The organism is Leisingera sp. SS27 (assembly GCF_028368855.1).
Taxonomy (GTDB): Bacteria; Pseudomonadota; Alphaproteobacteria; order Rhodobacterales; family Rhodobacteraceae; genus Leisingera.
This window is the reverse complement of sequence record NZ_JAQNCY010000002.1, coordinates 139,335-162,586: the sequence shown is the minus strand read 5'-3', so window position 1 is coordinate 162,586 and position 23,252 is coordinate 139,335. Positions and strand designations below refer to the sequence as shown.

The window sequence follows — 23,252 nt, the reverse complement described above, 5'->3', positions numbered from 1 at the left end:
ACGGAGGAAAATTGCCCGCGAGCAGGGGGGAGCAGGCCGCGCTGGTCACCACATCCGGCTTTTGGCATATTCCGCATAGCCCGCATCATAAGCCTCTGCTTCAAACGTCTCTTTCTGCTCCTTCAGGAACTGGCCTGCGGTGGGTACCGCCGGGCGGGCTGACTCTGGATCCCACAACCGCGAGCGCATCAGTGCCTTGGCGCATTGGAAATAGAGCTCTTCGATGTTGATAACCGCGACAGTGGCGGGCAGCAGGGATTTGCGGGCGAAATGGCTGCGTATCCCTTCGTCGGCAGTCAGCGAGGCGGTGCCGTTCACCCGCACAACGTTGTTGCAGCCCGGCACCATGAACATCAGGCTGACGCGCGGGTCGCGGACGATGTTGCGCAAGCTGTCGATGCGGTTGTTGCCGCGCCAATCCGGCAGCCAGAGGGTGCGGTCATCCGCCATATGCACCACCGGGCCGTCATCGCCGCGCGGGCTGGCGTCGGTGCCTTCCGGGCCGATGGTGGACAGGACCGCGAACTTCGAGGCGCTGATCCAGTCGCGGTAAAGCGGCGTCAAGCGGGGGGTGACTTTGGTGAGCGACTGCGGCACCGGGGCGCTGTAGATCTCTTCAAGCTCATCAATGCTGCTGAGGGTTTGCATGGGTCCGGCCTCCTTTTGGTTGCGTTTTAGCTTGCCCTTTTGCCGCCATGGGGCCAGTTTTCGCGCAAATGGGCCAGAATGCGGATATCCGGCGGCGAGGATCGTCCTCGTCCGATGCGGTGCAGTTGCTGCCGCATGGGGTGGCTTCCTACGCGCGCACATACGCGGACGGCTATATCTCAACCTGGCATGATCACCCGCGCCATCAGCTGGTCTATGCCGTGGCCGGGCTGATGGCCGCGGAGGCCGGCGGCACCAGTTGGGCGGTGCCTGCGGGCTCGGGGCTGATCGTGCCGGCGGGGATGCTGCACGAAATCCGCATGGCGGGGGAGGTGCAGCTGCAGTCGCTGTATATCGACCCGGCGGAGCCAGGAGCGGAAGCCCTGACGGAATGCCGGGCGGTGCTGATTGAGCCGCTGCTGGCCGGGCTGATCGCGGCGCTGTGCGAAATGAACAATCCCTGGCCGCTGCCGCCGCGGGCGCATCACCTGAGCCGGCTGATCCTGATCGAGCTGGGCGCGGCGGCGAAATCGCCGCTGGCGCTGCCCTATCCGGCGGACGCCCGGCTGCGGCGCGTCTGCGATACGCTGATGGAGAGCCCCGGCAGCAATCAGACAATTGACCACTGGGCGGTGCTGGCGGGGATGAGCCGCCGCAGCTTCACCCGCCGCTTTCAGCAGGAAGCGGGTCTCAGCTTCGGCAGCTGGCGCGACCGGCTGCGCTGTCAGATCGCGCTGCGCGCCGAAGCGCGCGGCGCGCGGATGGAGCAGGTGGCCCGGCAATTGGGCTACGCCAGCCGCCAGTCCTTGCTGGCAATGATGCGGCGGGTGGTATAACCGGTCCCGTGCCGCATCGTAGTGATTTCCGGAATCGCGCATTCCGCCGCCTTATGGCAGGTTGCACCGGAGTTTGACGGAGTGAAGCCAGAATGAAATTTATCCGGGATGTGATCGCGCAACTGGAAACCCCGCGTGAGGCGCGGCCGCTGGGCAGCGGCTGGCTGTCGGGATCCATGGCGCTGCTGGCGGCCATCACCGGGCTGCTGCTGGTGCTGCTGCGCTGGTATCCAGAGACGTTCTCTTATCCGCAGATCGCGTTCGTGCATTCCAGCGGCTATGTCACCGTCTTTCTGCGCTTTGTGCTGCTGGCAGGCTATGCGCTGTCGCTGCTGAGCCTGATCCTGAGCCGCCAGAAAAGCCTGGGCTGGGCGGCGCTGGGGCTGTCAGTTGTCGCTTCGCTGATGGCCACGGCGCAGCCGCAGCACGCAGGTGAGGCGCCGCAGAGCCTCTATTTCGGGCTCGACTATTTTGTCGTGAACGTGCTGCTGGTCGGGTTCCTGTTTGTGCCGCTGGAGCGGTTCTTTCCGGCGCGGCGCGAGCAGACCGTGTTCCGCACCGAATGGCGTGAGGATATGTTCTACTACCTGGTCAGCTCCATGCTGGTGCAGGTGCTGACCTTCCTGACCATGGCGCCCGCCAACTATGTGAACACCGAGTTTGATCTGGAGGGGATCCGCGCCCATATCACCAATCTGCCCTTTGCGGTGCAGGTGCTGATCATCATGGCGGCAACCGATTTCGTGCAGTACTGGGTGCACCGCGCATTCCACACCTTCCCGGCACTGTGGCATTTCCATGCGATCCACCACTCGGCCAAGAAGATGGATTGGCTGGCCGGCGCGCGGATGCATTTCATCGAAATCGCGGTGCTGCGCGGGCTGACGGCGGTGCCGATGTTCACGCTGGGCTTCAAGCCGGAGGCGATCCAGGGCTATCTGCTGATCGTCTATTTCTACTCCAGCTTCATCCACGCCAATATCGGCTGGAAGCTGGGGTTTGCAGAGCGGTTCCTGGTCACCCCGCGCTATCACCACTGGCACCACGGCAGCGAGCGGGCGGCGATCGACATCAATTATGCCTCGCATTTCCCGCTCTATGACTGGCTGTTCGGCACCTATCACCTGCCGGAAGAGGAATGGCCGTCGAAGTACGGGGTGGCGGGGGATTCCGTTCCCAATGGCTACTGGCGGCAGTTTCTATATCCGTTCAACCAGAAACGTTGGAAGAAGCGGCCGGAAAGCAAGCGCGGAGACTAAGCCGCGATCCCGTGCGGTCCATGGCGGATGATGGCCCATTGGCCATAGCTGTCTTCCAGGTCCAGCTTGATCGCCGCGTCAGACTTGGTGCTTGCGCTGCCGATTTCGGCCAGGGTGAACTCGATCCCGCCGGGGATGCCGATCTGAACCCGGTGCTCGCCGCCGCCATGCGGCGCCTGGATCGGGCGGCCTGTGGAAGTGATCAGGCCTTCGATATCCAGTTCGGCGGTGCGGTTGTCGATGTCCACCTCATAGTCGATCCGCTTGGTCAGCGTCTCGTGCACGGTGTCGCACATGGCGCGGAACACCCACCAGTGGGTGGCTTCCTCGTCGGTTTCGCCGCCCAAGAGCACGGTTTCCAGCGCCGCACTCTGGGCATCAGAGGCGCGGTCGTCGATGATTGCCTGCAGCGCGCCCTTGCCTTCGAAGATCGGGCCCGGCCAGGCGTATAGCAGGGCGGACCTTGCGCCCGCCAGGTCCGTTTCACCGAAGTGGCCCTTGTCGATATGCAGCACCTCGAACCCGGTGCAATTGCCGTGGGTCGGCAGATCCTCAAACTGGCAGGGGCAGCCGTAGTTGCAGTTGCAGTTCCCGAAGCTGCGGCCTTCGATATACCAATCCACATGTGCCATGGCTGTGCCCTCCGGTGCTGCTGAGAAGATATGCTGGCAGTGTACCATAAGAAGGCCGTGATTTCAGGCGCCGCTTGCCCGGCGCCGAAGCGTACCCGGGCATTTGGTCAGTTTGACAAGAAGGCATCAGTGCCGGTGACCGAGGCATAGGCAAAGCTGAGCGCGGCCATGAAGGCCCTGTGGGTCTGCTCTGCCGGAACAGTGACGCCATTGTATTCCAGGTCGCGGCTGGTGGAGCAGGCGTCTTCGATCACGGTAACCTCAAAGCCGAAATCAGAAGCGGCTCTTGCGGCTGCATCAATGCACATGTGGCTCATGCTTCCTGCGAGTGTCACGCGCGTGATGCCGTTTTCGTCCAGCAGCTGCTTGAGACCGGTGCCGAGGAAAGCATTGACCTTGTGTTTGACCACCACGGGCTCATCTGCTGCGGGCTGTATCGAAGGGTGAAACTGAGCGCCGGGGGTGCCGGCGGCGAAGAAAAGAGCGTCCGGGCGCTCATTCTCGTGGCGCACATGCACGACAAGGCGCCCCTTGGCACGGGCGTCGTCCAGCAGCCTGCGGGCGTTGGCGGCCGAGGCCTCCATGCCGTGCAGCTCCCACTTGCCACCAGGGAAATAGTCGTTCTGGATGTCGATCAGGATCAGTGCCGATTTGGTCATGTGTCACTCCTTTGCGGTTGCTGCTTTGGTATAGCGCCTGGCGCTGCAGCAGAGTGATTGGCGGAAATGACATAAAACAGGCATAATCAGACAAATGGTACAGGAGCGTCAGATTCGCGTTGCCCTTGTGGCCTATCCGGGTGCTCAGCAGGCTGCGCTGCTGGGACTGCGTGACCTGCTGGAGGCCGCAGGCGGCGGGGCGCCGGGGCAGGCGCGCCGGTTCAGGACCGAGCTGGTCGAGGATTTTTCTGGTCAGGGCCAGTTTGATGCGGTGGTCCTGCCGCCCAGTCTGGGAGCGCGCCCCGAAGGTGCGGCTCTGCGGGCTGTTGCCGGATGGGTGAAGCGGCAGCACAAAGGCGGGGCGCTGGCGTGCTCTGTCTGTGCCGGTGCCTTTCTGCTGGCGGCAGCCGGGGTGCTGGACGGGCGCCCGGCGACCACCCATTGGGCGCTGGCGCAGGATTTGGCGCGGACCTATCCGCAGGTGCAGCTGCAGGCGGAACGGCTGCTGATTGACGATGGCGATGTCGTGACTGCGGGCGGGCTGATGGCCTGGACCGATCTGGGACTGCGGCTGATTGCGCGCTTCATGGGACCTGCGGTGATGCTGGCGACCGCCCGGTTTTTCCTGATTGACCCCGGCGTGCGGGAACAGAGCTATTACAACCTGTTTGCCCCTGACCTGACCCATGGCGATGCTGCGGTTTTGCAGGCCCAGCATTGGCTGCAACCCCGGTTTCATCAGCCGGTGGCAGTGCCGCAGATGGCCGCTGCCGCCGGACTGGAAGAGCGCACCTTTCTGCGCCGGTTTCAGGCCGCCACCGGTCTGGCGCCTTCGCAGTATTTGCAGCAGCTGCGCATTGCCAAGGCGCGGGAGCAGCTGGAGCTGAGCACAGCCAGTATCGATTCTATTGCAGCGGCAGCGGGCTATCTGGATGTCTCAGCCTTCCGCAAGCTGTTCCAGCGGACGGTGGGCTTGTCCCCCAGTGCCTACCGCAAGCGGTTTGCACCGGCGCGGGGCTGAGGCCGCAGCAGCGGGGTGCAGGGTGACACAGCCGCCCACGCATCCGTCCCCGCCCTCTTGCTTTCGCGCGCCCTTGTGGTAGCAGGGCACAAGCAGAATTCGAGGGGCCGTGATGGACGATCTTAAAGCCAAATACCTGGGTCAGATTGCGGAGGCCGCCGACGAGGCGGCGCTGGAGACAATCCGCCTTGCAGCCGTCGGCAAGAAGGGCGAGGTGGCGCTGAAGATGCGCGAGCTGGGCAAGATGACCCCGGAAGAGCGTCAGGTGGCCGGCCCCGCGCTGAACGCGCTGAAGGATGAGATCAACTCGGCGCTCGCGGCCAAGAAGGCCGGTCTCGAAGATGCCGCTCTGGACGAGCGCCTGTGCACCGAGTGGCTGGACGTGACCCTGCCGTCGCGCCCGCAGCGCCAGGGCAGCCTGCATCCGATCAGCCAGGTGCAGGAAGAGATCACCGCGATCTTTGCCGAGCTGGGCTTCTCGGTCGCCGAAGGGCCGCGCATCGATACCGATTGGTACAACTTCGACGCGCTGAACATCCCCGGCCACCACCCGGCCCGCGCCGAAATGGACACGTTCTATATGCACCGCGCCGAGGGCGACAACCGCCCGCCGCATGTGCTGCGCACCCATACCAGCCCGGTACAGATCCGCTCGATGGAAAAGATGGGCGCGCCGCTGCGCATCATCTGCCCGGGCGGCGTTTACCGCGCCGACTATGACCAGACCCACACGCCGATGTTCCACCAGGTCGAAGGCCTGGCGCTGGACAAGGACATCTCGATGGCGAACCTCAAGTGGGTGCTGGAAGAGTTTGTCAAATCCTTCTTCGAGGTGGACGACGTCGAGCTGCGCTTCCGCGCCTCGCATTTCCCCTTCACCGAGCCCTCGGCAGAGGTGGATATCCGCTGCTCCTGGGAGGGCGGCACGCTGAAAATCGGCGAGGGCGACGACTGGATGGAGATCCTCGGCTCCGGGATGGTGCACCCCAAGGTGATCGCGGCCGGCGGCATCGACCCGGAAATCTACCAGGGCTTTGCCTTCGGCATCGGCATCGACCGCCTGGCGATGCTGAAATACGGCATCCCCGACCTGCGCGCCTTCTTCGACAGCGACCTGCGCTGGCTGCGCCACTACGGCTTCCAGAGCCTGGACATGCCGGCGCTGCATGGCGGTCTGAGCAGGTAAGTGTATCTGATCGGGATCTGGCTGGCGCGGTACTATGACTGGTGTACTGCGTTTTGTGAAAGGAACCCGTGGTGGATTGGTTTCGCCATCCCGGTTTGTGCAGTTGTGCCATTCTGGTTGCTGATTGTGCACGCACCGGCGTTGATCGGAGTTGCTTACATTCTGATTGCAGCTCCTTTGGCTTCAATGTTTCTGCATGCTCATCAGAAGGTTTGGGCTAAGCGCATGTGAGTGTGAATATTTTCTGATTTCCCAAGCTAGGGAATGCGATAACTGGCTAAGCGGACTAAGTCTTGGCGAGGCCGCACTGATTGCAAAGTAACCGCGGGGCGCAGCCCCGCATCGTGCCCGATCCGGCCCGCCCCGCCGGTGGCGTGCTATCAGCACGACGCGGGCGCGATACGCCCATCCCCGGGTCCGGCGCGATGCTCTGTGATTGAACGCACCGGTTAGCCCGAGAAGGGATAGGCATTGTCTTCGATGGTTGCTCCAGCGCGGAATCAAGGCCGAGAGTCCGCCGCGCCATCGCCTGACCGCCCGCACGGGCAGGCGATTTGGCGAGCCAAGCGCCACAGCTAGATGTTCTACGGACTTTGCCGGGATAAACTGCCAAACATGATCGTTGGTTCGCCTCCCCGCGGTCAGGCGAGAGCGCGGCTTGTGTGGGCCTCAGGCGGGGGCAGGGGCCGTTCCGCCCAGCCGTTTCCCCAGCGCCTTGATCCTGGAGACCCGGTTTTCCTTGTCCGGCACGATAAAGCCGCGGAGCTTGCGGTTGACCATTCCGGCCATCAGCTTGCCCATCAGCTTAGGCGAGCGTGTCTTGGCATAGCGCAGCTTGACCAGGGTGCCACCGCCGACCTCTTCCATCTCGATGGTCTCATACATCATCAGGCCCATCGGCAGGTTGTAGCGGCCGGTGACATACTCGCCGGGGTTCCAATCCAGCACTTCATAGGGAAACAGCGCGTCGCCGTGGTAGCAGTGGTACATCGTGCCGGGTTCGATCTTGCCCTTGTTGGTGTTCAACAGGTCCATCTTGTCGGCGCCCAGCCATTCGGTGCGCAAGTCAGGGCGGGTGCAGATGGTAAAGGCGACCTCTGGCGACACAGCCAGCGGGATGATCCATTCGTCAAACAGCAGGTCATCGCCGGCACCGACAAAACTGCGCTCGGTCGCACGGCGGCGCTGCCAGGCAACGCGCATGTCGCGGACCACATATTCGACCTGGCCGATATGTTCGATGTCCTCGCTGTGGAACTCGCTTTCATCAAAGAAATCAACCAGGTCCATCGCCCTCAGCGCATCGCAGGACAGCAGTGTATAAGCGGTGAGGCCGGTGCGTTCGGTGACGGAGTTTTTCAGAAGCCTGAACGCGGTGATCACGTCGGGGCCGGCCAGCTCATGGGTGCCGCGGCTGTGCTGCTGGATGCATTCGCCGTGATGCACCACCAGCTTCAGTTCCAGATCGCCGATCTTGCTGCAGGCGTCGCAGGTGCAGCCGGTGTTGAGGATCATCTTCTCCTTCTCGCGGGCGAAGACGCAGTAGAGGCTTTCGGCAAAATCGAGGATGAATTGCTTGGTCATCACCTCGGTTTCAAAGGCATAGGCAAAGACCGCATCGCCTTGCAGGCCTGAAACTTGTAGCGGCGCCCGGATGGCAGGGAGCAGTACGCCGAACAGCGCATCCAGGATTCCCTTGGAATGCTCCAGCGGGGTGCCGGCCATGAATTTGGTGTAGCCCGACAGGTCGGCAATGACGAAGAAGGCGTTTTGAACCCCGGAATGCTGATCCGTCATCGGTGTCTCCCTGGCAGTGAGGAGATCAGTATGCGCGAAACCGGGGGAATCTCAAAACATCGCGTCCGGAGAATGTTTGCAGGGCAGGCTGCGGCCCCCACAAACTTGTGACGTGACAGCTGCCGCCGGTTGGCTAGGCTCTGCCATATGATCCGAGCAGCCATATCCATTTCCGCCGTCCTATTGTGGGCTTCTGCCGCGGTCGCCATGGGGCCTTCGAAACCTGCTGAATGCCTTGGCGCTACGCCCTGTAAACTGGGCGGCCGCTCTTATCATGTGATGGAGCCGGAGGGCTGGGACGGGGTCTCGCCCCTGCCGGTGCTCTTGCATTTCCATGGCTGGTCCCGCACCGGCCGCCATGCGCAGAAGAGCGAGCGGGTGGGGGCCTCTGCCAAGCGCCGCGGGGTGCTGCTGGTGACCCCGAACGGGCGCAACAAGACCTGGGATTTCTGGTCCGCGGAAACAGAAGATGTTGCCTTTGCCGACCGGGTGCTGGAGGACGTCGCTAAACGCTATCCGGTTGACTCCGAACGCATTTACGTCTCGGGCTATTCCTACGGTTCGGCCATGGCCTGGCGCTATGTCTGCCACAGCGGCAATGATGTGGCGGCGCTTCTGGCGGTGGCCGGCACCATCCAGCAAAGCGAAGACTGCGCTGAGGCCCCGCGCGAGGTGCGGCATGTGCACGGCCTGAAGGACAGGGTGATGGATTTCCCCTATGGCCCGGGCGGTGAACGGACCTATCCGGTGGCGCTGTGGCGGGCGCGGCTGGGATGCGGCACGGCGCGGGCGCTGGGGCAGTGGCAGGTGGTCGACTTCCTCAAGCTGGAGCGCACGGTCTGGGCCGGCTGCACACAGGGGCAGGTGGTGCTGGACACCCATCCCGGCGGCCATTTCATCCCGCATGGCTGGATCGGGCGGCAATTGGATGAGCTTTTGAACCTCACTCCCAGCTATCCTTGAGAGCAGGCGCGCAGAACCCTTGAACCTTGGCGCATTCTTTGCCATTGCCTCAGGTCAAACACGCATGTCTGCCAAGGGGTCCCCGACCGATGAAATTCACGCTTTCCTGGCTGAAAGACCACCTCGACACCGACGCTTCGGTGGAAGAGATCACTGATGCCCTGACCGATCTGGGCCTTGAGGTCGAAGGGGTCGTCAATCCGGCGGATGCGCTGAAGGATTTCAAGCTCGGCTATGTGAAGCACGCCGAAAAGCACCCGGATGCTGACAAGCTGCGGGTCTGTAAGGTGGACACCGACGAGGGGGAGCTGCAGATCATCTGCGGCGCGCCGAACGCGCGCGAAGGCATCACCGTGGTGGTCTGCAAGCCGGGCATGTATATCCCCGGCCTCGACATCACCATCGGCGTCGGCAAGATCCGGGGTGTCGAAAGCTTTGGCATGATGGCGTCCGAGCGCGAGCTGGAGCTGTCGGACGAGCATGATGGCATCATCGAGCTGCCCTCCGGCGCGGTCGGCGACAAGTTCGTGGACTGGCTGGCAGAGAACGATCCGGCCAAGGTCGATCCGGTGATCGAAATCGCGATCACTCCGAACCGCCCCGATGCGCTGGGTGTTTATGGCATAGCCCGCGACCTGGCGGCGCGCGGCCTCGGCACGCTGAAGACTCGCGCGTTTGAGGCGATCCCGGGCGACTTCGCAAGCCCGGTCAAGGTCACGATCGATGCCGACACACTGGACGGCTGCCCGCTGTTTGCTGGCCGGGTGATCAAGGGCGTGAAGAACGGCCCCAGCCCGCAATGGCTGCAGGACCGGCTGAAGGCGATCGGCCTGCGCCCGATTTCGGCGCTGGTGGACATCACCAACTTCTTCACCTTCGACCAGAACCGCCCGCTGCATGTGTTCGACGCGGCCAAGGTCGCGGGCGATCTGCGGGTGCATCGCGCAGCTGGCGGTGAGACGCTGAAGGCGCTGGACGAAAAGGAATACACCTTTGGCGCGGGCCAAATGGTGATCTCGGATGCCAATGGCCCTGAAAGCATCGGCGGCATCATGGGCGGTGAGGAAACCGGCTGCACCGAGGAGACCGTGGATGTGTTCCTGGAGAGCGCGTTCTGGGATCACGTGCAGATCGCCATGGCAGGCCGCGCGCTCAAGATCAACTCCGACGCGCGCTACCGCTTTGAGCGCGGCGTCGATCCGGAATACACCATCGAGGGTCTGCACCGGGCGACCCAGATGATCCTGGACCTGTGCGGTGGCGAGCCGTCTGAGGTGGTGATCGCGGGTGACGTGCCGGATCATTCGCGCGCTTACAAGCTGGACGCGGACCGGGTGCAGTCGCTGGTGGGCATGGAGATCCCGGAGAGCGATCAGCGTCAGACCCTGACCCGCCTGGGTTTCCGCCTGGAAGGCAGTATGGCGCATGTGCCCAGCTGGCGTCCGGATGTGCAGGGCGAGGCCGATCTGGTGGAAGAGGTCGCGCGTATCGCGTCGCTGACCAAGCTGCAGGGCAAGCCGCTGCCGCGGCTGACCGACGGCATCCCCAAGCCGGTGATGACTCCGCAGCAGCGGCGTCAGCAGATGGCGCGCCGCACCTGCGCCAGCCTCGGCTACAACGAAGTTGTCAGCTACAGCTTCATCGACAAGGCCTCGGCTGCGCTGTTCGGCGGCGGCGATGATGCCACCATGCTGGCCAACCCGATCTCCTCCGAGATGTCGCACATGCGCCCCGATCTGCTGGCAGGCCTGTTGCAGGCTGCGGCCCGCAACCAGGCGCGCGGCTTCATGGATCTGGCGCTGTTTGAGGCAGGCCCTGCCTTCACCGGCGGCGAACCGGGCGAGCAGGTGAACCAGATCGCAGGCTTGCTGGTGGGCCGTACCGGGCCGAAGGACGTGCATGGCGCCTCGCGCGCGGTGGATCTCTATGATTCCAAGGCTGATATTGAAGCGGTGCTGGCTGCCATTGGCGCACCGGCCAAAGTACAGGTCCTGCGTGAAGGTGCCGCCTGGTGGCACCCGGGCCGCCATGGCCGGATTTGCTTGGGTCCCAAGAAAACTCTGGGTGTCTTCGGCGAGCTGCACCCGAAGGTGCTGAAGGAGATGGGCATCAAGGGGGCCGCCGTGGCCTTTACCATTTTCCCGGATGAAATTCCGATGCCGCGCAAGTCCTCGGCCACCCGTCCGGCGCTGGCGATCAGCGACCTGCAGGCGGTGGAGCGGGACTTTGCCTTTGTGGTGGACGACAGCGTCGAAGCGCTGACTTTGGTGAATGCTGCAGCCGGTGCCGACAAGGCGCTGATCGAGGGCGTGCGCGTCTTTGACGAGTTCATCGGCGGCTCCCTGGGCGAGGGCAAGAAGTCGCTGGCAATCACCGTGCGGCTGCAGCCCAGTGATCAAACGCTGAAGGAAAAGGACATCGAGGCGGTGAGCGAGAAGATCATCGCCAAGGTCACCAAAGCCACTGGCGGCACCCTGCGCGGCTGACGGCGGGTCCAAGGCTTTTGAGAAAAAGCCTTGGCAAAAGTTTTGAGGAAAACTTTTGGGCGGCTCCCGGTTCCGGGGCCGCCCTTTTCCCTTTGCAGCGGCGGTTCAGAACCGCATCTTCAGCCCTGTCAGGTAGTCGGCCAGAATGTCGAACACCAGACGGATGCGGCGGCTGGTGTGCAGTTCGCGGTGAGTGGCCAGCCACAGCGGAAATTCCAGCGTTGGCATGTCCTCCAGATCCAGTGGCTCCACGTCCGGGCTTTTGCGGGCGATGGCGTCCAGCATCGGCACGATGCCGAAGCCCTGCCTTACCAGTTCCCAGGCCGCCAGGCCGCTGGTTGAGCCGACAGGGAAGTTCCCTTCGCTCAGCCGGATGCCGAGCGGCTCCATGTAGGCCAGGAACTGGGGAATATCGCCGAAGGACACAAAATCATGCGCGTTGAGGTCGGCGCGGCAGCGCGGCGTGCCGCGGCGCTCCAGATAGCTGCGGGCGGCATAAAAGCGGGCAGTGGTGTCCTGCATCTTGCGGGCGATCAGTTCCGGCTGTTCCGGGCGGACGTGGCGGACCGCGATATCCGCCTCGCGCCGCTGCAGGTCGCGGATGTCGTCCGCGGCAACTATCTCAATCCGCAGCCGCGGCGCTTGCTGGCGCAGCCGTTCCAGCACCCCGGGCAGGATATGGGCCGAGATGCCATCGCTGGCGGTGATGCGCACCAGCCCTTCGATGGTCTGCGCTTGTCCTGTTGCCGCCAGGGCTAGCCCATCAGCTGCCTCGCCCATCTTGCGGCTGTGCGCCAGCAGCTCCTGTCCCGCTTCCGTCAGCGCAAGTGCACGGCCAAGGCGCTCAAACAACAGCACCCCCAGCTCTGACTCCAGTGCTGCAACCTGGCGCGAGAGCGTCGGCTGGGTGAGGCCAAGCTTACGTGCCGCTGCTGACAGAGAACCGGTTTCAGCGGTGGCGAGAAAGGCGCGGATATGGTTCCAATCAGGGCTCATCATGCAAATACGTATAACAACCTTGCGGATTTCGGCAATTTATCCGTGGTTCCTGCATAGGTAGGGTGCGGGGACCCAAGGAGATGAACCATGACCGCCGACGCCCGCTTTTGGAACAAGATTGCCCCGAAATATGCCAAGTCCAAAATCCGCGACATGGATGCCTACCGTTATACGCTGGAGCGGACACGGTCCTATCTCAAGGCGGAGGACACCGTGCTTGAACTTGGCTGCGGCACCGGATCCACCGCCATTGAGCTGTCAGGCGGTGTCTCCAAAATCGTCGCAACCGATCTGTCGGAGGCCATGCTGGAAGTTGGCCGCGAGCGGGCCTGGGACGCCGGCGCAGGCAATGTCGAGTTTCAATGCTGCAGTGCCGGGCAGGCGCCGCAGGGGCCGTTTGATGCGGTCCTGGCGCATAACCTGCTGCATCTGCTGCCGGATCTGGCAGAGGTTCTGGATGGCGTCGCGGACCGGGTAAAGCCCGGCGGGCTTTTCATCTCCAAGACCCCCTGTCTGGGCGAGATGCGGGGCAGCTGGAAGTACTGGCTGTTCTCGGCGGCCATTCCGCTGATGCGGCTGGCGGGGCAGGCGCCCAGCTACGTGGATTTCATCGACATCCGCAGGCTGGAGGCCGCGGTGCAGAAGGCCGGGTTCGAGATCATCGAGACCGGCAACTACCCGGCCGATACCCCCGGGCGCTACCTGGTGGCGCGGCGGCGCTAAGGTTTGCCTTTGCAGCTTACGCGCTAGGTATCGGGGTGGAGGCTGAGATGTTTGAAGACCGGATGTCTGCCGGACTTCAGCTGGCCGAAGAACTGGCTGAACTGCCGATGACGAACCCCGTGGTGCTGGCGCTGCCGCGGGGCGGGGTTCCCGTGGCGCTGCCCGTCGCGCAGAAACTGCAGGCGCCGCTGGATCTGATCCTGATCCGCAAGATCGGCATGCCCTCCAACCCGGAGCTGGCCGCAGGGGCCCTGGCCGAAGGCGGCAATCCCATTTTCAACGGTGCCTTGCTGCAGGCCGCTGGCATGAAACCGGAGGACTTCGCGGCTCAGGCTGCTCAGGCGCGGGAAGAGAACGCCGCCCGCCGTGCCCGCTATCTGCAAGGGCGCGACCCGGTAGATCTGAAGGGACGCTCTGTAATCGTGGTGGATGACGGAATTGCGACCGGCGCCACATTCCTGGCAGCGCATTTCTGGCTCAAGGAGCGCAAACCTGCGGAAGTGGTTCTGGCGGTTCCTGTTGCGCCGCCGGAAGCGGTGGACGAACTGCGCCCCTTGGTGGATACTCTGGTCTGTTTGCTGAGCCCCAGGGAGTTCTGGGCGGTCGGCGCGCATTACAGGGATTTTACGCAAACCAGCGATGACGAGGTCATGGCCGCCCTGGCCGCGGCCCCGGGCGCTGGCGCAGGAAAGGACAAGACGTGGCATTGAATGTTTATCTCTCGGGCGAGATTCACACCGACTGGCGGGAACAGATCGTTGAGGGCGCAAAGGGGCTGGAAGTGAGCTTCAGCGCACCGGTGACGGATCACGGCGCCAGCGATGATTGCGGCGTGGCGGTGCTGGGGCCTGAGGACAACAAGTACTGGCATGACCACAAGGGCGCGATGGTCAATGCGATCCGCACGCGCAAGGGAATTGCGGACGCCGATGTTGTGGTGGTGCGCTTCGGCGACAAGTACAAGCAGTGGAATGCGGCCTTTGACGCGGGCTATGCTGCGGCGCTGGGCAAGTCGATCATCGTGCTCAGCCCGCCGGAGCATCAGCACGCGCTGAAAGAGGTTCACGCCGCCGCGCTGGCGGTGGCGGAGGAGCCGCGCCAGGTGGTCGAAATCCTCACCTATGTGCTGACCGGCAAGCTGCCTGCATGACACCGCCCATGCTGGAGACCCAGCGGCTGATCCTGCGCCCGCACCGGGTGCAGGACTTCGAGGCCGTGGCAGCGCTTTGGGCTGAGCCGGAGGTGGTGCGTTTCATCTCCGGCACGCCGTCTGCACCAGAGGAAAGCTGGGCCCGGCTGCTGCGCTACATCGGCCATTGGCAGGCGATGGGGTATGGCTATTGGGCGGTGACACTGCGCGAGAGCGGCCGGTTCATTGGCGAGGTGGGCTTTGCCGACTACCAGCGCAGCATGGAGCCGCCGCTGGCGGGCGTGCCGGAAGCGGGCTGGGTGCTGGCACCGGAGGTGCATGGGCAGGGGATCGCGACCGAGGCCGTTGGCCGGATCCACCAGTGGGCGGAGGAGATGACGGATTGGACGGAAACGGCCTGCATCTTCGACCCTGCCCATAAGGTATCGCACAGGGTGGCGCTCAAGCTGGGTTATGCGCCCGCAGGCGAGGCGCTGTACAGGGGCAGCCCGACGCTGGTCATGAAGCGTTCCGTCAGCCGGTAAAGCTGCAAACATTCCATTATTTCAATGTTTTGGCCTGCGTTTCCAGAGGCTCATCCATCTGTTGTCCGCAACGCCAAGCAACGCTTCTTTAACGCCCCTGGTCTAGGTTCAGGGCGACTAGGAACTACAACATAGGCACCGCGCTTTCCGGAGGGCGGTGTTTGGGACTGCCGAATGACCAACCGCCGCCGCCCTCCAGTGCAAGTCACCCCGCTGATCGAGGATGCGGGCCTGTTCAAGCGCGAAGTGCGTGACGTGGTAGTGGAGCTGGTGCCGGTATTCAGCCGCAACAACCGCGGTGATCTCGTGGTCAAGGGGATTGTGCAGCCGGATGCAGAGATCGAGGTGGTGTTTGCCGGCCGGCGGCTCCGGGACGCAGGCAACCTTGTTGTGCGCATGAAAAAGCTGCGGGCTGCGGGTGTGCGGGCAGCCATGAACGGCCACCAGGCAATGAACAGCATCCGTCAGCTGAGGCTGCCGGTGAAGGTCCGCGGCACCTGGCGGTTCCGGTTTCAGCCAGACCCCTCCGGCTGGGAGGTCAAGAATTACCAGCTGATTGCGGCGCAGTGGGCGTTCGCGGATGAGGAAGGCGTCACCGTACTGGCGGGCTGGCCGCCGGCCAAACCTGAAAACAGAGTGCAGGAGCGCGCCCGGGCGGCAAGAGCCCGGAATGCAGCCCTGCGGGCCATGCAGGGCGCGCGGCAGCAATAGGCATCCGGGACCCGCGGCGTGCAAACGCCCCGCCAAAGGCGGGGCGCCACGCCCAACGGGATGCGGCCCCGGCGGGGGCCAAAGACGGGCGGGAGAGCCTCAGCCTGCCTTCTTGATTTCCACCGAATGCGGATAGGGTATGGAAATGCCCTTGGCGTCAAAGGCCTCTTTCACGCCTTGGGTGAGGGCAAATTTCACTTCCCAGTAATCCTCCGCCTTGCACCAGACCCGCGCGGTCAGATCGACAGAGCTGTCACCCAGGTTGGTGACCCGTACCCAGGGCTCCGGATCTTGCAGCACCCGCGCATCCGCATTCGCCTCTGCCAGGATAATTGCCTTGGCGGCATCGGCGCTGTCGCTGTAGTCGATGCCGAACACCATGTCGACGCGGCGGGTGGCATGATGCGAGAAGTTGGTGATCACCGAGCCCCAGGCCTGGCCGTTGGGAACGATGATCTGCACATTGTCAGGCGTTGCCAGCTCGGTCACGAACAGGTTCACGTCCTTCACCGTGCCGGCGGTGCCGCCGATGTCGACATACTGGCCGATCTTGTAGGGGCGGAACAGGATCAGCATGAAGCCTGCAGCCAGATCGCTGAGCGTGCCCTGCAGCGCCAGGCCGATCGCAAGAGTGGCAGCGCCCAGCATCGCCACCAGGCTGGTGGCCTGAATGCCGAAAATGCCGAGAATTGCAACCAGCACCACCGCCAGCAGCACCCAGCGGATCATGCTGGCGGCGAAATTCCCCAGTGTCGGGTCAATCTGCGGAGTCTTGTTGATACGGTTGCGCACCGCACCGCTGATCCAGCCGGTGGCAATCCAGCCCAGGATCAGCACCACCAGCGCCTTGAAGCCTGCCACGGCAAGCGGCCACAGCGCGCCGGCCTGTTCGATCAAATGTTCCATTTGCGGTTATCCCTTTCAAACGCGCAGAGGAGCGGAAACCCGCCCCTCTGCAATTCCTTGGTGCCGGTGTCCCGGCGTTATTTTTTTAGCGAGTCGCGGATTTCCAGCAGTACGTCAAGCTCCGTTGGGCCTGCGGGCGCCTCCTCTGCCGGGGTGTCCTCCTGCCGTTCCATCGCGTCACGGGCGCGGTTCACGGATTTGACCAGCAGGAACACCACCCAGGCGATGATCAGGAAATTGATCACCGCCATCAGGAAGGAACCATAGGCAAAAACCGAGGCGCCGGCCTCGCGCGCGGCTTCCAGCGAGCCGTAGCTGGCGCCATCACCGCCCAGAACCACGAAATTGTTGGTGAAATCCACTCCGCCGGTGAACAGCCCGATGATCGGGTTGATCAGATCATCGACCATGGATTTCACGATTGCGGTGAAGGCGGCACCGATAATAATACCCACCGCCATATCCATCACATTGCCTTTGGCGATGAAGGCCTTGAATTCGTCCAGCATGTCCGTTTCCTTTCCATCCCTGTCGCGTTTTTATGTGCTACAGGCTAGGAGCGGCTTTTCATGCTGTAAACGGGGAATATCCGGCGGGCAGCGCCTCAACCGCAGGGCGGCACCACGGGCGGCCCCGGGCCGCCCAAGGTCAGCTCACACCAATTCAATACCATCCGTGTCCAGGTCGTCCTCTGCCTCCGGTACCGCGCCGGCCTGATCGTCCAGGCTCAGCGCGGCCATCAGGTCCATGCCGGACAGATCGCCGGCACCATCAAGCGCATCGTCATAGGCAGCCAGCAGTTCATCCGGGCTTTGATAGCCGCCATCAGGGGCGTTGATGCGGAACAGTTCTTCCTGCGCGCCGTCTTCACCGCTGCCGTAAAACACCACGGATTGCACGGCAGACAGATCGCCGCCGATATCATCCGACAGGAAATAGGACAGGTAATTGTCAAAGGTCGGCTCGGTGCCTTCGGGCAGGGCGGGAATGCTGTAAGGGTTCGGGTCCGGTTCTTCGGCCAGAATGAAAGTGCCGCCAAGCGGGTCGCCCGTCTCGGAGAAAACTTCGCCGAAGAAGAGCTTCTCATAGACAGGCTCTTCCGGTTCTTCCGGTCCCTCAGGGTCATCGCTGACCCCCTTGATGGAGCCGGCGTCCGTGGTGGTGGACGTGGCGCGGATCCCGAAAACGTCGATTTCGTCGAGGCTTTCGATATCCAGCGCGACCGTCATTGTGTCGCCGGTCTGCAGGTAGGTTTCCTTGTCCTCGCCTTCCGGTCCCAGGCCCGGGTCGCTCAGCTCCGTGGCCTCGTCCCACTGCACCTTTTCGCCGTCCAGCCGGGTGCCGTTCATGTTCAGCGGCCCGCTCAGGGTTTCGCTGGAGCCGGAGAAGTCATCATCGCCGAAATAGACGGCGTTCACATCCATGGCGCCTTCTTCGACGGTGATGTCGGCAAAAAACGCGCCGTTTTCCTCGTAGACGGTGACGGTATAGGCAAGGCCGTCCACGGCATAGGTAAAGATCTTGGAACTGTCTGGCATAAGAAGGGCTTTCACTCGTGACCGGAAAGGGCTGCACAGGTCTGCCCTGCCGGCCGCTGCTGTCCGGGCATCCCGCAAATCCACAAATTTGCCTTATTTTTAACAAAATTGGCGGCGGGCAAAAACCATCTGCGCGGGAACAAACCGGACTGATTGTCTCCGTCAGGAGAACGGCGGGCCGTGTGCCGCAAGCCTCAGGACAGCAGCATCCAAACCGCGACCGCGGCCAGCACGGCCCCAAACAGCGTGTTCAGCCTGCGGGCGCTGCCTGGTGTCTGGAACAGCTTGGCAATGCTGCCGCCGGCCAGCGCCCAGACTGAGAAGGCCAGAAGGTTATTGAGGGTGAAGACGGTCGCAATCAGCAGCACAGGACGCAGGCGGCCAGCTTCTTCCAGGGCCAGGAATTGCGAAAACATCAGTGCAATGATCACATAGGCCTTGGGGTTCAGCGCCAAAAGCACCGCACCGTCCGTGAAGCTGGCCGCCCGGGCCTGCTGCGCGCCTTCCAGCGCGCCGGCCCGGAACAGTTTCCAGGCAAGCCGCAGAACGTAAAGGGCGCCTGCTGTCTTGAGCACTGCAAACAGCTGCGGGACCTGTTCGATTGCGGTGACGAAGCCAAGCCCGATTGCCGCGGTCACGATCCAGGTCGCCAAATGGTACCCCGCATTGGCCGGCACTGTGGCAGCAAAGCCGAACCGCGCGGCATTGGCGGCAAAGAACAGGTTGCCGGGTCCGGGACTGTAGGCGAGCGGGAACAGGAACACGATCAAGGCAGCGGTGGTCTGGAGCATATTGAAACCTCTTGGCGGGGTTCCAGAAACGCCAAATCCGCTGGTCCGGTCGATCCGGATCTTGCGCAAAGACCGGCACGCCGCGGTTACAGATGGACCTTGCCGGCAAACTCCCTTGCTGCGACATCGCGGATGAAATCTGCCAGTTTTAGAAAGCTGGCCGGCGTGCCGCTGGACCGCCGCCACGCCAGTCCGGCCTGCCGGTAAAGCCCAGGCTTCATCTGAGTAATAGCAACATCTCCCTCACCGGGTTTGACCTCGGATCCGGCGTAAAGCGCGGGCAGAAGGGTCATGCCCATCCCCAGCGATACCATCTGGCGCAGCGCGTCCAGGCTGGTGCCTTCGAAATCGTCGCGCAGGCGGGCGCCAGACGCGGCGCAGAGATCGGACACCTGGCGGCTGAGCATGTAGGATGCATTCAGGCTAAGCAGGCTTTCACCCGACAGATCCGCTTTTCTGACATAATCCCGTCCCGCCAGCGGATGCTCCCGGGGCACGGCCAGGTGCAGCGGCTCCCGGAACAGGAACGTGTGGCTGATGTCGTCGCGGGCGATGGGCAGCTGGGTCAGAACCAGGTCATGCTTTCCCGCCAGAAGATCCTCGATCATGTCGCGCGGCGTGCCGTCCCGGATGACCAGTTTCAGCTCCGGATAGGCCCTGTGCAGTTGCCGGAGCACCCGGGGCAGCAGATAGGGGCCGATCGTTGGCGAGGACCCGAGCCGCAGTGTGCCTGCCAGCTCGTCTTCAGACGGGCCGCCGATCTGCTGGAGCTTTTCAACGTCCTGCAGGATCTTTTCAGCCTGTGCGGCAACCTCGCGCCCTTCGGGTGTCAGAATCAGGCCGCTGCGCCGCCTTTCTGCCAGGCGGGTGCCAAGTGCCTCCTCCAGCGCGTTTATTTGCAGGCTGAGAGAGGGCTGGCTGATACCCAGCTGGCGGGCCGCATTGCGGTACTGCAGCGATTTGCTGAGCACGCTGAAGTAGCGGAGCTGGCGCAAGGTAATGGCGGACAAAGGATCCTCGCTGCGTAAATGGATAGGAAAAACCTATCTTACTTTCAAATAAGATTGGCTTCCTGCGGGTACAATGCCTGCCTATCTGAAAAAGCGGGCCAGGGATGCATCAGCAATGCACACAGCCCAAGGCATCAGAAATGGAGGCAAACCATGAAAGACAGTCCCCGGGTAAAAGCGTTTTCGCTGCAAGTGCGGCTGGCGCAGCTGCGTGTGAAGCATCAGGACGTGAAAGCGAAGATTGCGTCGGAGCTGAAACGTCCCGCGCCGTGCAGCCTGATCCTGCGCGGGCTGAAACTGCGGCGTCTGCAAATCAAGGATGAGATGACGCGCTGTATGGCGACGCTGAAGGCGCACGGGCTGTCGCGGCTGTCGCCGCAGCATTCTGCCTCAGGAGAGCCGGCATGATCCTGCATTGCAATCTGCTTCACCCGGTCAGGCGGTTTCTGCACAGTTCTGATATCGACGATATGCGGGCCGCAATTCTCGATGGCGAGGATGACGATGATGGACCCGATGGCGGCAGCCCGCATGTTCGCGTCAAAAAACGCCGCCGTGCAGTTCTGGTTGCCGAGTTCGGCTCAGGCAGCATCTGAAGGCTGAAAAGCGAGGTGGCCAGGTCCAACAGGGTAAAAACGAAGAAGCCCCGCCGTCCGGCGGGGCTTCAGTGTTTCAAACAGGCAGTGGATTACTGCTTCAGCGCCTCTTCCGGAGAAATGCAATCCAGGCCCAGGGCATCGCCCACGGCGGCATAGGTCAGTTTGCCCGCGTGCACGTTCAGGCCGTTCAGCAGGTGACGGTCGTCGGCGCAGGCCTGGCGCCAGCCCTTGTTGGCCAGGTTCAGCATGAACGGCAGGGTCGCGTTGCCCAGAGCCTGGGTCGATGTGCGCGCCACGGCGCCCGGCATGTTGGCCACGCAGTAGTGCATGATGCCGTCGACTTCATAGATCGGGTCGGCGTGGGTGGTTGCCTTGGAGGTCTCGAAGCAGCCGCCCTGATCGATGGCGACGTCGACAAGAACTGCGCCCGGCTTCATCTCAGAGAGCTGTGCGCGGGACACCAGTTTAGGCGCTGCTGCACCGGGAACCAGAACCGCACCGATCACCATGTCGGCTTCGCGCACCAGTTCAGCGGTGGCGCCGGCAGTGGAGTACTGGTTCTTGAAGGAGCGGCCGAAGACGTCGTCCAGGTACTTCAAGCGGGTCAGCGAGCGGTCGAGGATGGTGACATCCGCGCCCATGCCAGCCGCAACCTTGGCCGCGTGGGTGCCAACAACGCCGCCGCCGATCACGACGACCTTGGCCGGAGCCACACCCGGGACGCCGCCCATCAGCACGCCGCGGCCGCCGTTGGCCTTCTGCAGGGTATAGGCGCCAACCTGGGGGGCCAGGCGGCCGGCCACTTCGGACATCGGCGCCAGCAGGGGCAGGCCGCCGCGGTCGTCGGTCACGGTCTCGTAAGCGATTGCAGTACAACCGCTTTCCAGCAGGTCGTGAGTCTGTGCCGGATCGGGTGCCAGGTGCAGGTAGGTGAACAGCAGCTGGTTCTCGCGCAGCATCTTGCGCTCAACCGCTTGGGGTTCCTTCACCTTGACGATCATGTCGGCGGTGGCAAAGATTTCCTCAGCGGTGTCCAGGATCACGGCACCGGCGGCAACATAGTCTTCGTCGGCGAAGCCTGCGCCCATGCCGGCGCCTTGCTGGATGACAACCTCATGGCCGCGCAGGACGGCTTCGCGGGCGGCGTCCGGGGTCATGCCGACGCGGAATTCCTGCGGTTTGATTTCGGTGGGGCAGCCGATTTTCATGTGAGTATCTCCTCAAAACTCTCTGCGGGCATATTGCCGCAGGCGGCCCGGAATGTGCTGCTTATTTGGGCAGAATAAAAACATGCCTTTCGAAGATTCTTCGCGTATAATGGCAGAATACAGCAAGGATCTTCGCAAAATGTCGCTAGACGAAACAGATCGTCGCATTCTCTCGGTGCTGCAAAAGCAGGGGCGCATCTCCAACGCCGATCTGTCGGAGCGTGTGAACCTGTCCGCTTCGGCCTGTCACCGGCGGGTGCAGCGGCTGGAGGCGGAGGGCTATATCCGCGAATATGTCGCCCTTTTGGATGCGCGCAAGATGAACGTGCCGTCGACGGTGTTTGTGGAGATCACCCTGTCCGGCCAGGCGGACGAAGTTCTGGACGCGTTTGAGAAAGCGGTGTCGCGGATTCCGGACGTGCTGGAATGCCACCTGATGGCGGGCACCGCGGATTACATCCTCAAGGTGGTGGCGGAGAACACCGAGGATTTCGCCCGCATCCACCGGCAGCATCTGGCGCGGCTGCCGGGGGTGGCGCAGATGCAGTCGAGCTTTGCCCTGCGCACGGTATTCAAGACCACGGCGCTGCCGGTCTGAAGCAGGATTCCGGCGGGGTGACATGTGTGCACCCCCTGTACACCCCCTGTGCACCGGTGCCGCGCCTTTTCAGGCCGGGCCGGGGTAGGTGAACAGCAAGAGGTGGGTGAGGTTGAAGGCAAAGTGCATCAGCACCGGCACGCGGAACCGGCCCGATCCCCAATAGCCCAGGCCGCAGGCGAGCCCCAAGAGCGCCGCAAATGCAGCCACCGCGGTACCGGCGCCGATATGGGCAAGGCCGAACAGCAGGCTGGCGGCAGCGATGCCCGCAGCAGGCCCGAAACGGCGGCTGAGGCCGTGCTGCAGGTAGCCGCGGAAGAAGGCTTCCTCTGCCAGGCAGGTGAGCAGCAGGTTCGACCCCATCCACAAGAGCGTCCAGTCCGGCAGCGATGGCTCAAGCTCCAGCGCGCCGGTCAGGAAGGCCAGCGGCAGCAGGGCGGCGAGGATGGCAAGGCCAAAGACCAAAGCGCGCCTTCCTGCCGGATCCTTGCGCTGCAGCAGGGCAGGCCAGGCCAGCAGCAGAGCGAAAAACACCAGTGGCTTGTCGAGGTTCAGGTGCAGGGAATACGGCGCGCTGCCGGGGCCGGCTTGCACCTGGTTCAGGATCAGCAGATTCTGCACCCCCGGCAGCAGATGGGCGCCAAGCGCCAGCGACCACAGCACCAGCACCGCATGCCCGGCCAATCCGGCAGGACCGCGGGTGCGGGGGAGGAGGGCGGCAAGCAGCAGGCCGGCAGAGAGCACCGCCAAACCCAGCGGTTCCAGATGCCCAAGCGCCCAGGCCGCGCCTCCGAAGGCGGCAAGCAGGGCAAAGGCCGGCCCGCGATGCCCGCTCCAGCCGGCAGCCAGCGCCGCCATCAGGAGCAGCCAGGGCCAGGTTTGCGGCAGGGTGGATAGAATAAAGCTCATGGTCTGCACATAATCCGCTCATCCGGGAGTTTTCCAGCCGGTTATGCAGCGGTTCCGCGGCTTTTGCGCTTGAACCCGTCCGGGATTTCCGCTTGCCTT

Annotated in this window: 26 protein-coding genes; 14 read left to right on the top strand and 12 right to left on the bottom strand. The window is 63.3% G+C overall.

From position 1 onward, the window contains the following. Positions 1–45: 45 nt before the first annotated feature. On the bottom strand, positions 46–648 hold the full coding sequence (locus tag N6L27_RS06625) for a pyridoxamine 5'-phosphate oxidase family protein (protein ID WP_271906432.1): 603 nt from the start codon (positions 646–648) through the stop codon (positions 46–48). Between the two features lie 68 nt (positions 649–716). Here N6L27_RS06625 and N6L27_RS06620 point away from each other — a divergent pair, with 68 nt between their 5' ends. Together N6L27_RS06620 and N6L27_RS06615 are read left to right on the top strand one after the other, a co-directional pair. Beyond that, positions 717–1,484: an AraC family transcriptional regulator gene (locus tag N6L27_RS06620; protein ID WP_271906431.1), complete on the top strand. Its 768-nt coding sequence runs from the start codon at positions 717–719 to the stop codon at positions 1,482–1,484. A gap of 92 nt (positions 1,485–1,576) precedes the next feature. After that, positions 1,577–2,743: a sterol desaturase family protein gene (locus tag N6L27_RS06615; RefSeq protein WP_271906430.1), complete on the top strand. Its 1,167-nt coding sequence runs from the start codon at positions 1,577–1,579 to the stop codon at positions 2,741–2,743. Here N6L27_RS06615 and N6L27_RS06610 read toward each other — a convergent pair. Next, the gene (locus N6L27_RS06610) at positions 2,740–3,375 is read right to left on the bottom strand and encodes a DUF1326 domain-containing protein (protein WP_271906429.1); all 636 of its coding nucleotides are present in this window, start codon (positions 3,373–3,375) and stop codon (positions 2,740–2,742) included. The genes N6L27_RS06615 and N6L27_RS06610 overlap by 4 nt on opposite strands. Before the next feature lie 107 nt (positions 3,376–3,482). Next, positions 3,483–4,034, bottom strand: coding sequence for a cysteine hydrolase family protein (locus N6L27_RS06605; protein ID WP_271906428.1), 552 nt, complete (start codon positions 4,032–4,034; stop codon positions 3,483–3,485). Positions 4,035–4,128: 94 nt separating this feature from the next. On the opposite strand from N6L27_RS06605, the gene N6L27_RS06600 reads away from it, so the two are divergent. Beyond that, positions 4,129–5,055 (top strand): GlxA family transcriptional regulator, encoded by a 927-nt coding sequence (locus tag N6L27_RS06600; protein WP_271906427.1) that lies wholly within the window; start codon positions 4,129–4,131, stop codon positions 5,053–5,055. Positions 5,056–5,167: 112 nt separating this feature from the next. Beyond that, positions 5,168–6,241: a phenylalanine--tRNA ligase subunit alpha gene (gene pheS, locus N6L27_RS06595; RefSeq protein WP_271906426.1), complete on the top strand. Its 1,074-nt coding sequence runs from the start codon at positions 5,168–5,170 to the stop codon at positions 6,239–6,241. Positions 6,242–6,910: 669 nt separating this feature from the next. Here the strand turns inward: pheS and N6L27_RS06590 are convergent. Then, positions 6,911–8,038, bottom strand: a complete 1,128-nt coding sequence (locus N6L27_RS06590; RefSeq protein WP_271906424.1) for a DUF2652 domain-containing protein — start codon at positions 8,036–8,038, stop codon at positions 6,911–6,913. Between the two features lie 147 nt (positions 8,039–8,185). On the opposite strand from N6L27_RS06590, the gene N6L27_RS06585 reads away from it, so the two are divergent. After that, entirely contained in the window at positions 8,186–9,001 is an 816-nt protein-coding gene (locus tag N6L27_RS06585) for an alpha/beta hydrolase family esterase (RefSeq protein WP_271906423.1), read from the top strand. An 89-nt stretch (positions 9,002–9,090) separates the two neighbouring features. Further along, a complete protein-coding gene (pheT, locus tag N6L27_RS06580; protein WP_271906422.1) occupies positions 9,091–11,487 on the top strand; it encodes a phenylalanine--tRNA ligase subunit beta in 2,397 nt (798 codons plus the stop codon). A 105-nt stretch (positions 11,488–11,592) separates the two neighbouring features. Here the strand turns inward: pheT and N6L27_RS06575 are convergent, their stop codons facing one another. Continuing rightward, positions 11,593–12,486: a LysR family transcriptional regulator gene (locus N6L27_RS06575; RefSeq protein ID WP_271906421.1), complete on the bottom strand. Its 894-nt coding sequence runs from the start codon at positions 12,484–12,486 to the stop codon at positions 11,593–11,595. An 87-nt stretch (positions 12,487–12,573) separates the two neighbouring features. On the opposite strand from N6L27_RS06575, the gene N6L27_RS06570 reads away from it, so the two are divergent. The 5 genes from N6L27_RS06570 (at position 12,574) to N6L27_RS06550 (ending at position 15,594) form a co-directional block, all read left to right on the top strand. Continuing rightward, complete coding sequence (locus N6L27_RS06570) at positions 12,574–13,209, top strand: class I SAM-dependent methyltransferase (protein WP_271906420.1); 636 nt, start codon at positions 12,574–12,576, stop codon at positions 13,207–13,209. A gap of 47 nt (positions 13,210–13,256) precedes the next feature. Continuing rightward, entirely contained in the window at positions 13,257–13,919 is a 663-nt protein-coding gene (locus N6L27_RS06565; protein WP_271906418.1) for a phosphoribosyltransferase, read from the top strand. Next, positions 13,910–14,359: a YtoQ family protein gene (locus tag N6L27_RS06560; RefSeq protein ID WP_271906416.1), complete on the top strand. Its 450-nt coding sequence runs from the start codon at positions 13,910–13,912 to the stop codon at positions 14,357–14,359. The genes N6L27_RS06565 and N6L27_RS06560 overlap by 10 nt, the downstream gene beginning before the upstream one ends. Then, complete coding sequence (locus N6L27_RS06555; protein ID WP_271906415.1) at positions 14,356–14,883, top strand: GNAT family N-acetyltransferase; 528 nt, start codon at positions 14,356–14,358, stop codon at positions 14,881–14,883. Before N6L27_RS06560 ends, N6L27_RS06555 begins: the two co-directional genes overlap by 4 nt. A 174-nt stretch (positions 14,884–15,057) precedes the next feature. Next, positions 15,058–15,594, top strand: a complete 537-nt coding sequence (locus tag N6L27_RS06550) for a hypothetical protein (protein WP_271906414.1) — start codon at positions 15,058–15,060, stop codon at positions 15,592–15,594. Positions 15,595–15,693: 99 nt separating this feature from the next. Here N6L27_RS06550 and N6L27_RS06545 read toward each other — a convergent pair whose 3' ends face one another. From N6L27_RS06545 to N6L27_RS06525, 5 genes are all read right to left on the bottom strand, one after another. Then, positions 15,694–16,500, bottom strand: coding sequence for a mechanosensitive ion channel family protein (locus N6L27_RS06545; RefSeq protein ID WP_271906413.1), 807 nt, complete (start codon positions 16,498–16,500; stop codon positions 15,694–15,696). A gap of 77 nt (positions 16,501–16,577) precedes the next feature. Beyond that, the gene (mscL, locus tag N6L27_RS06540; protein WP_271906411.1) at positions 16,578–17,009 is read right to left on the bottom strand and encodes a large conductance mechanosensitive channel protein MscL; all 432 of its coding nucleotides are present in this window, start codon (positions 17,007–17,009) and stop codon (positions 16,578–16,580) included. Positions 17,010–17,153: 144 nt separating this feature from the next. Next, a complete protein-coding gene (locus tag N6L27_RS06535; RefSeq protein ID WP_271906410.1) occupies positions 17,154–18,053 on the bottom strand; it encodes a hypothetical protein in 900 nt (299 codons plus the stop codon). A 179-nt stretch (positions 18,054–18,232) separates the two neighbouring features. Further along, positions 18,233–18,829, bottom strand: coding sequence for a LysE family translocator (locus N6L27_RS06530; protein ID WP_271906409.1), 597 nt, complete (start codon positions 18,827–18,829; stop codon positions 18,233–18,235). Between the two features lie 86 nt (positions 18,830–18,915). Continuing rightward, a complete protein-coding gene (locus N6L27_RS06525) occupies positions 18,916–19,839 on the bottom strand; it encodes a hydrogen peroxide-inducible genes activator (protein ID WP_271906408.1) in 924 nt (307 codons plus the stop codon). 153 nt (positions 19,840–19,992) lie between these two features. Here N6L27_RS06525 and N6L27_RS06520 point away from each other — a divergent pair, with 153 nt between their 5' ends. Next, on the top strand, positions 19,993–20,247 hold the full coding sequence (locus N6L27_RS06520) for a YdcH family protein (RefSeq protein WP_271906407.1): 255 nt from the start codon (positions 19,993–19,995) through the stop codon (positions 20,245–20,247). Beyond that, on the top strand, positions 20,244–20,435 hold the full coding sequence (locus N6L27_RS06515; RefSeq protein WP_271906405.1) for a hypothetical protein: 192 nt from the start codon (positions 20,244–20,246) through the stop codon (positions 20,433–20,435). Before N6L27_RS06520 ends, N6L27_RS06515 begins: the two co-directional genes overlap by 4 nt. A 92-nt stretch (positions 20,436–20,527) precedes the next feature. Here the strand turns inward: N6L27_RS06515 and ald are convergent, their stop codons facing one another. After that, entirely contained in the window at positions 20,528–21,646 is a 1,119-nt protein-coding gene (gene ald / locus N6L27_RS06510; protein WP_271906404.1) for an alanine dehydrogenase, read from the bottom strand. Positions 21,647–21,785: 139 nt separating this feature from the next. Between ald and N6L27_RS06505 the strand changes: the two genes are divergently transcribed. Then, the gene (locus N6L27_RS06505; RefSeq protein WP_039170544.1) at positions 21,786–22,244 is read left to right on the top strand and encodes an Lrp/AsnC family transcriptional regulator; all 459 of its coding nucleotides are present in this window, start codon (positions 21,786–21,788) and stop codon (positions 22,242–22,244) included. 69 nt (positions 22,245–22,313) lie between these two features. On the opposite strand, the gene N6L27_RS06500 is transcribed toward N6L27_RS06505, so the two are convergent. Then, positions 22,314–23,153, bottom strand: coding sequence for a CPBP family intramembrane glutamic endopeptidase (locus N6L27_RS06500; RefSeq protein ID WP_271906402.1), 840 nt, complete (start codon positions 23,151–23,153; stop codon positions 22,314–22,316). Positions 23,154–23,252: the final 99 nt, after the last annotated feature.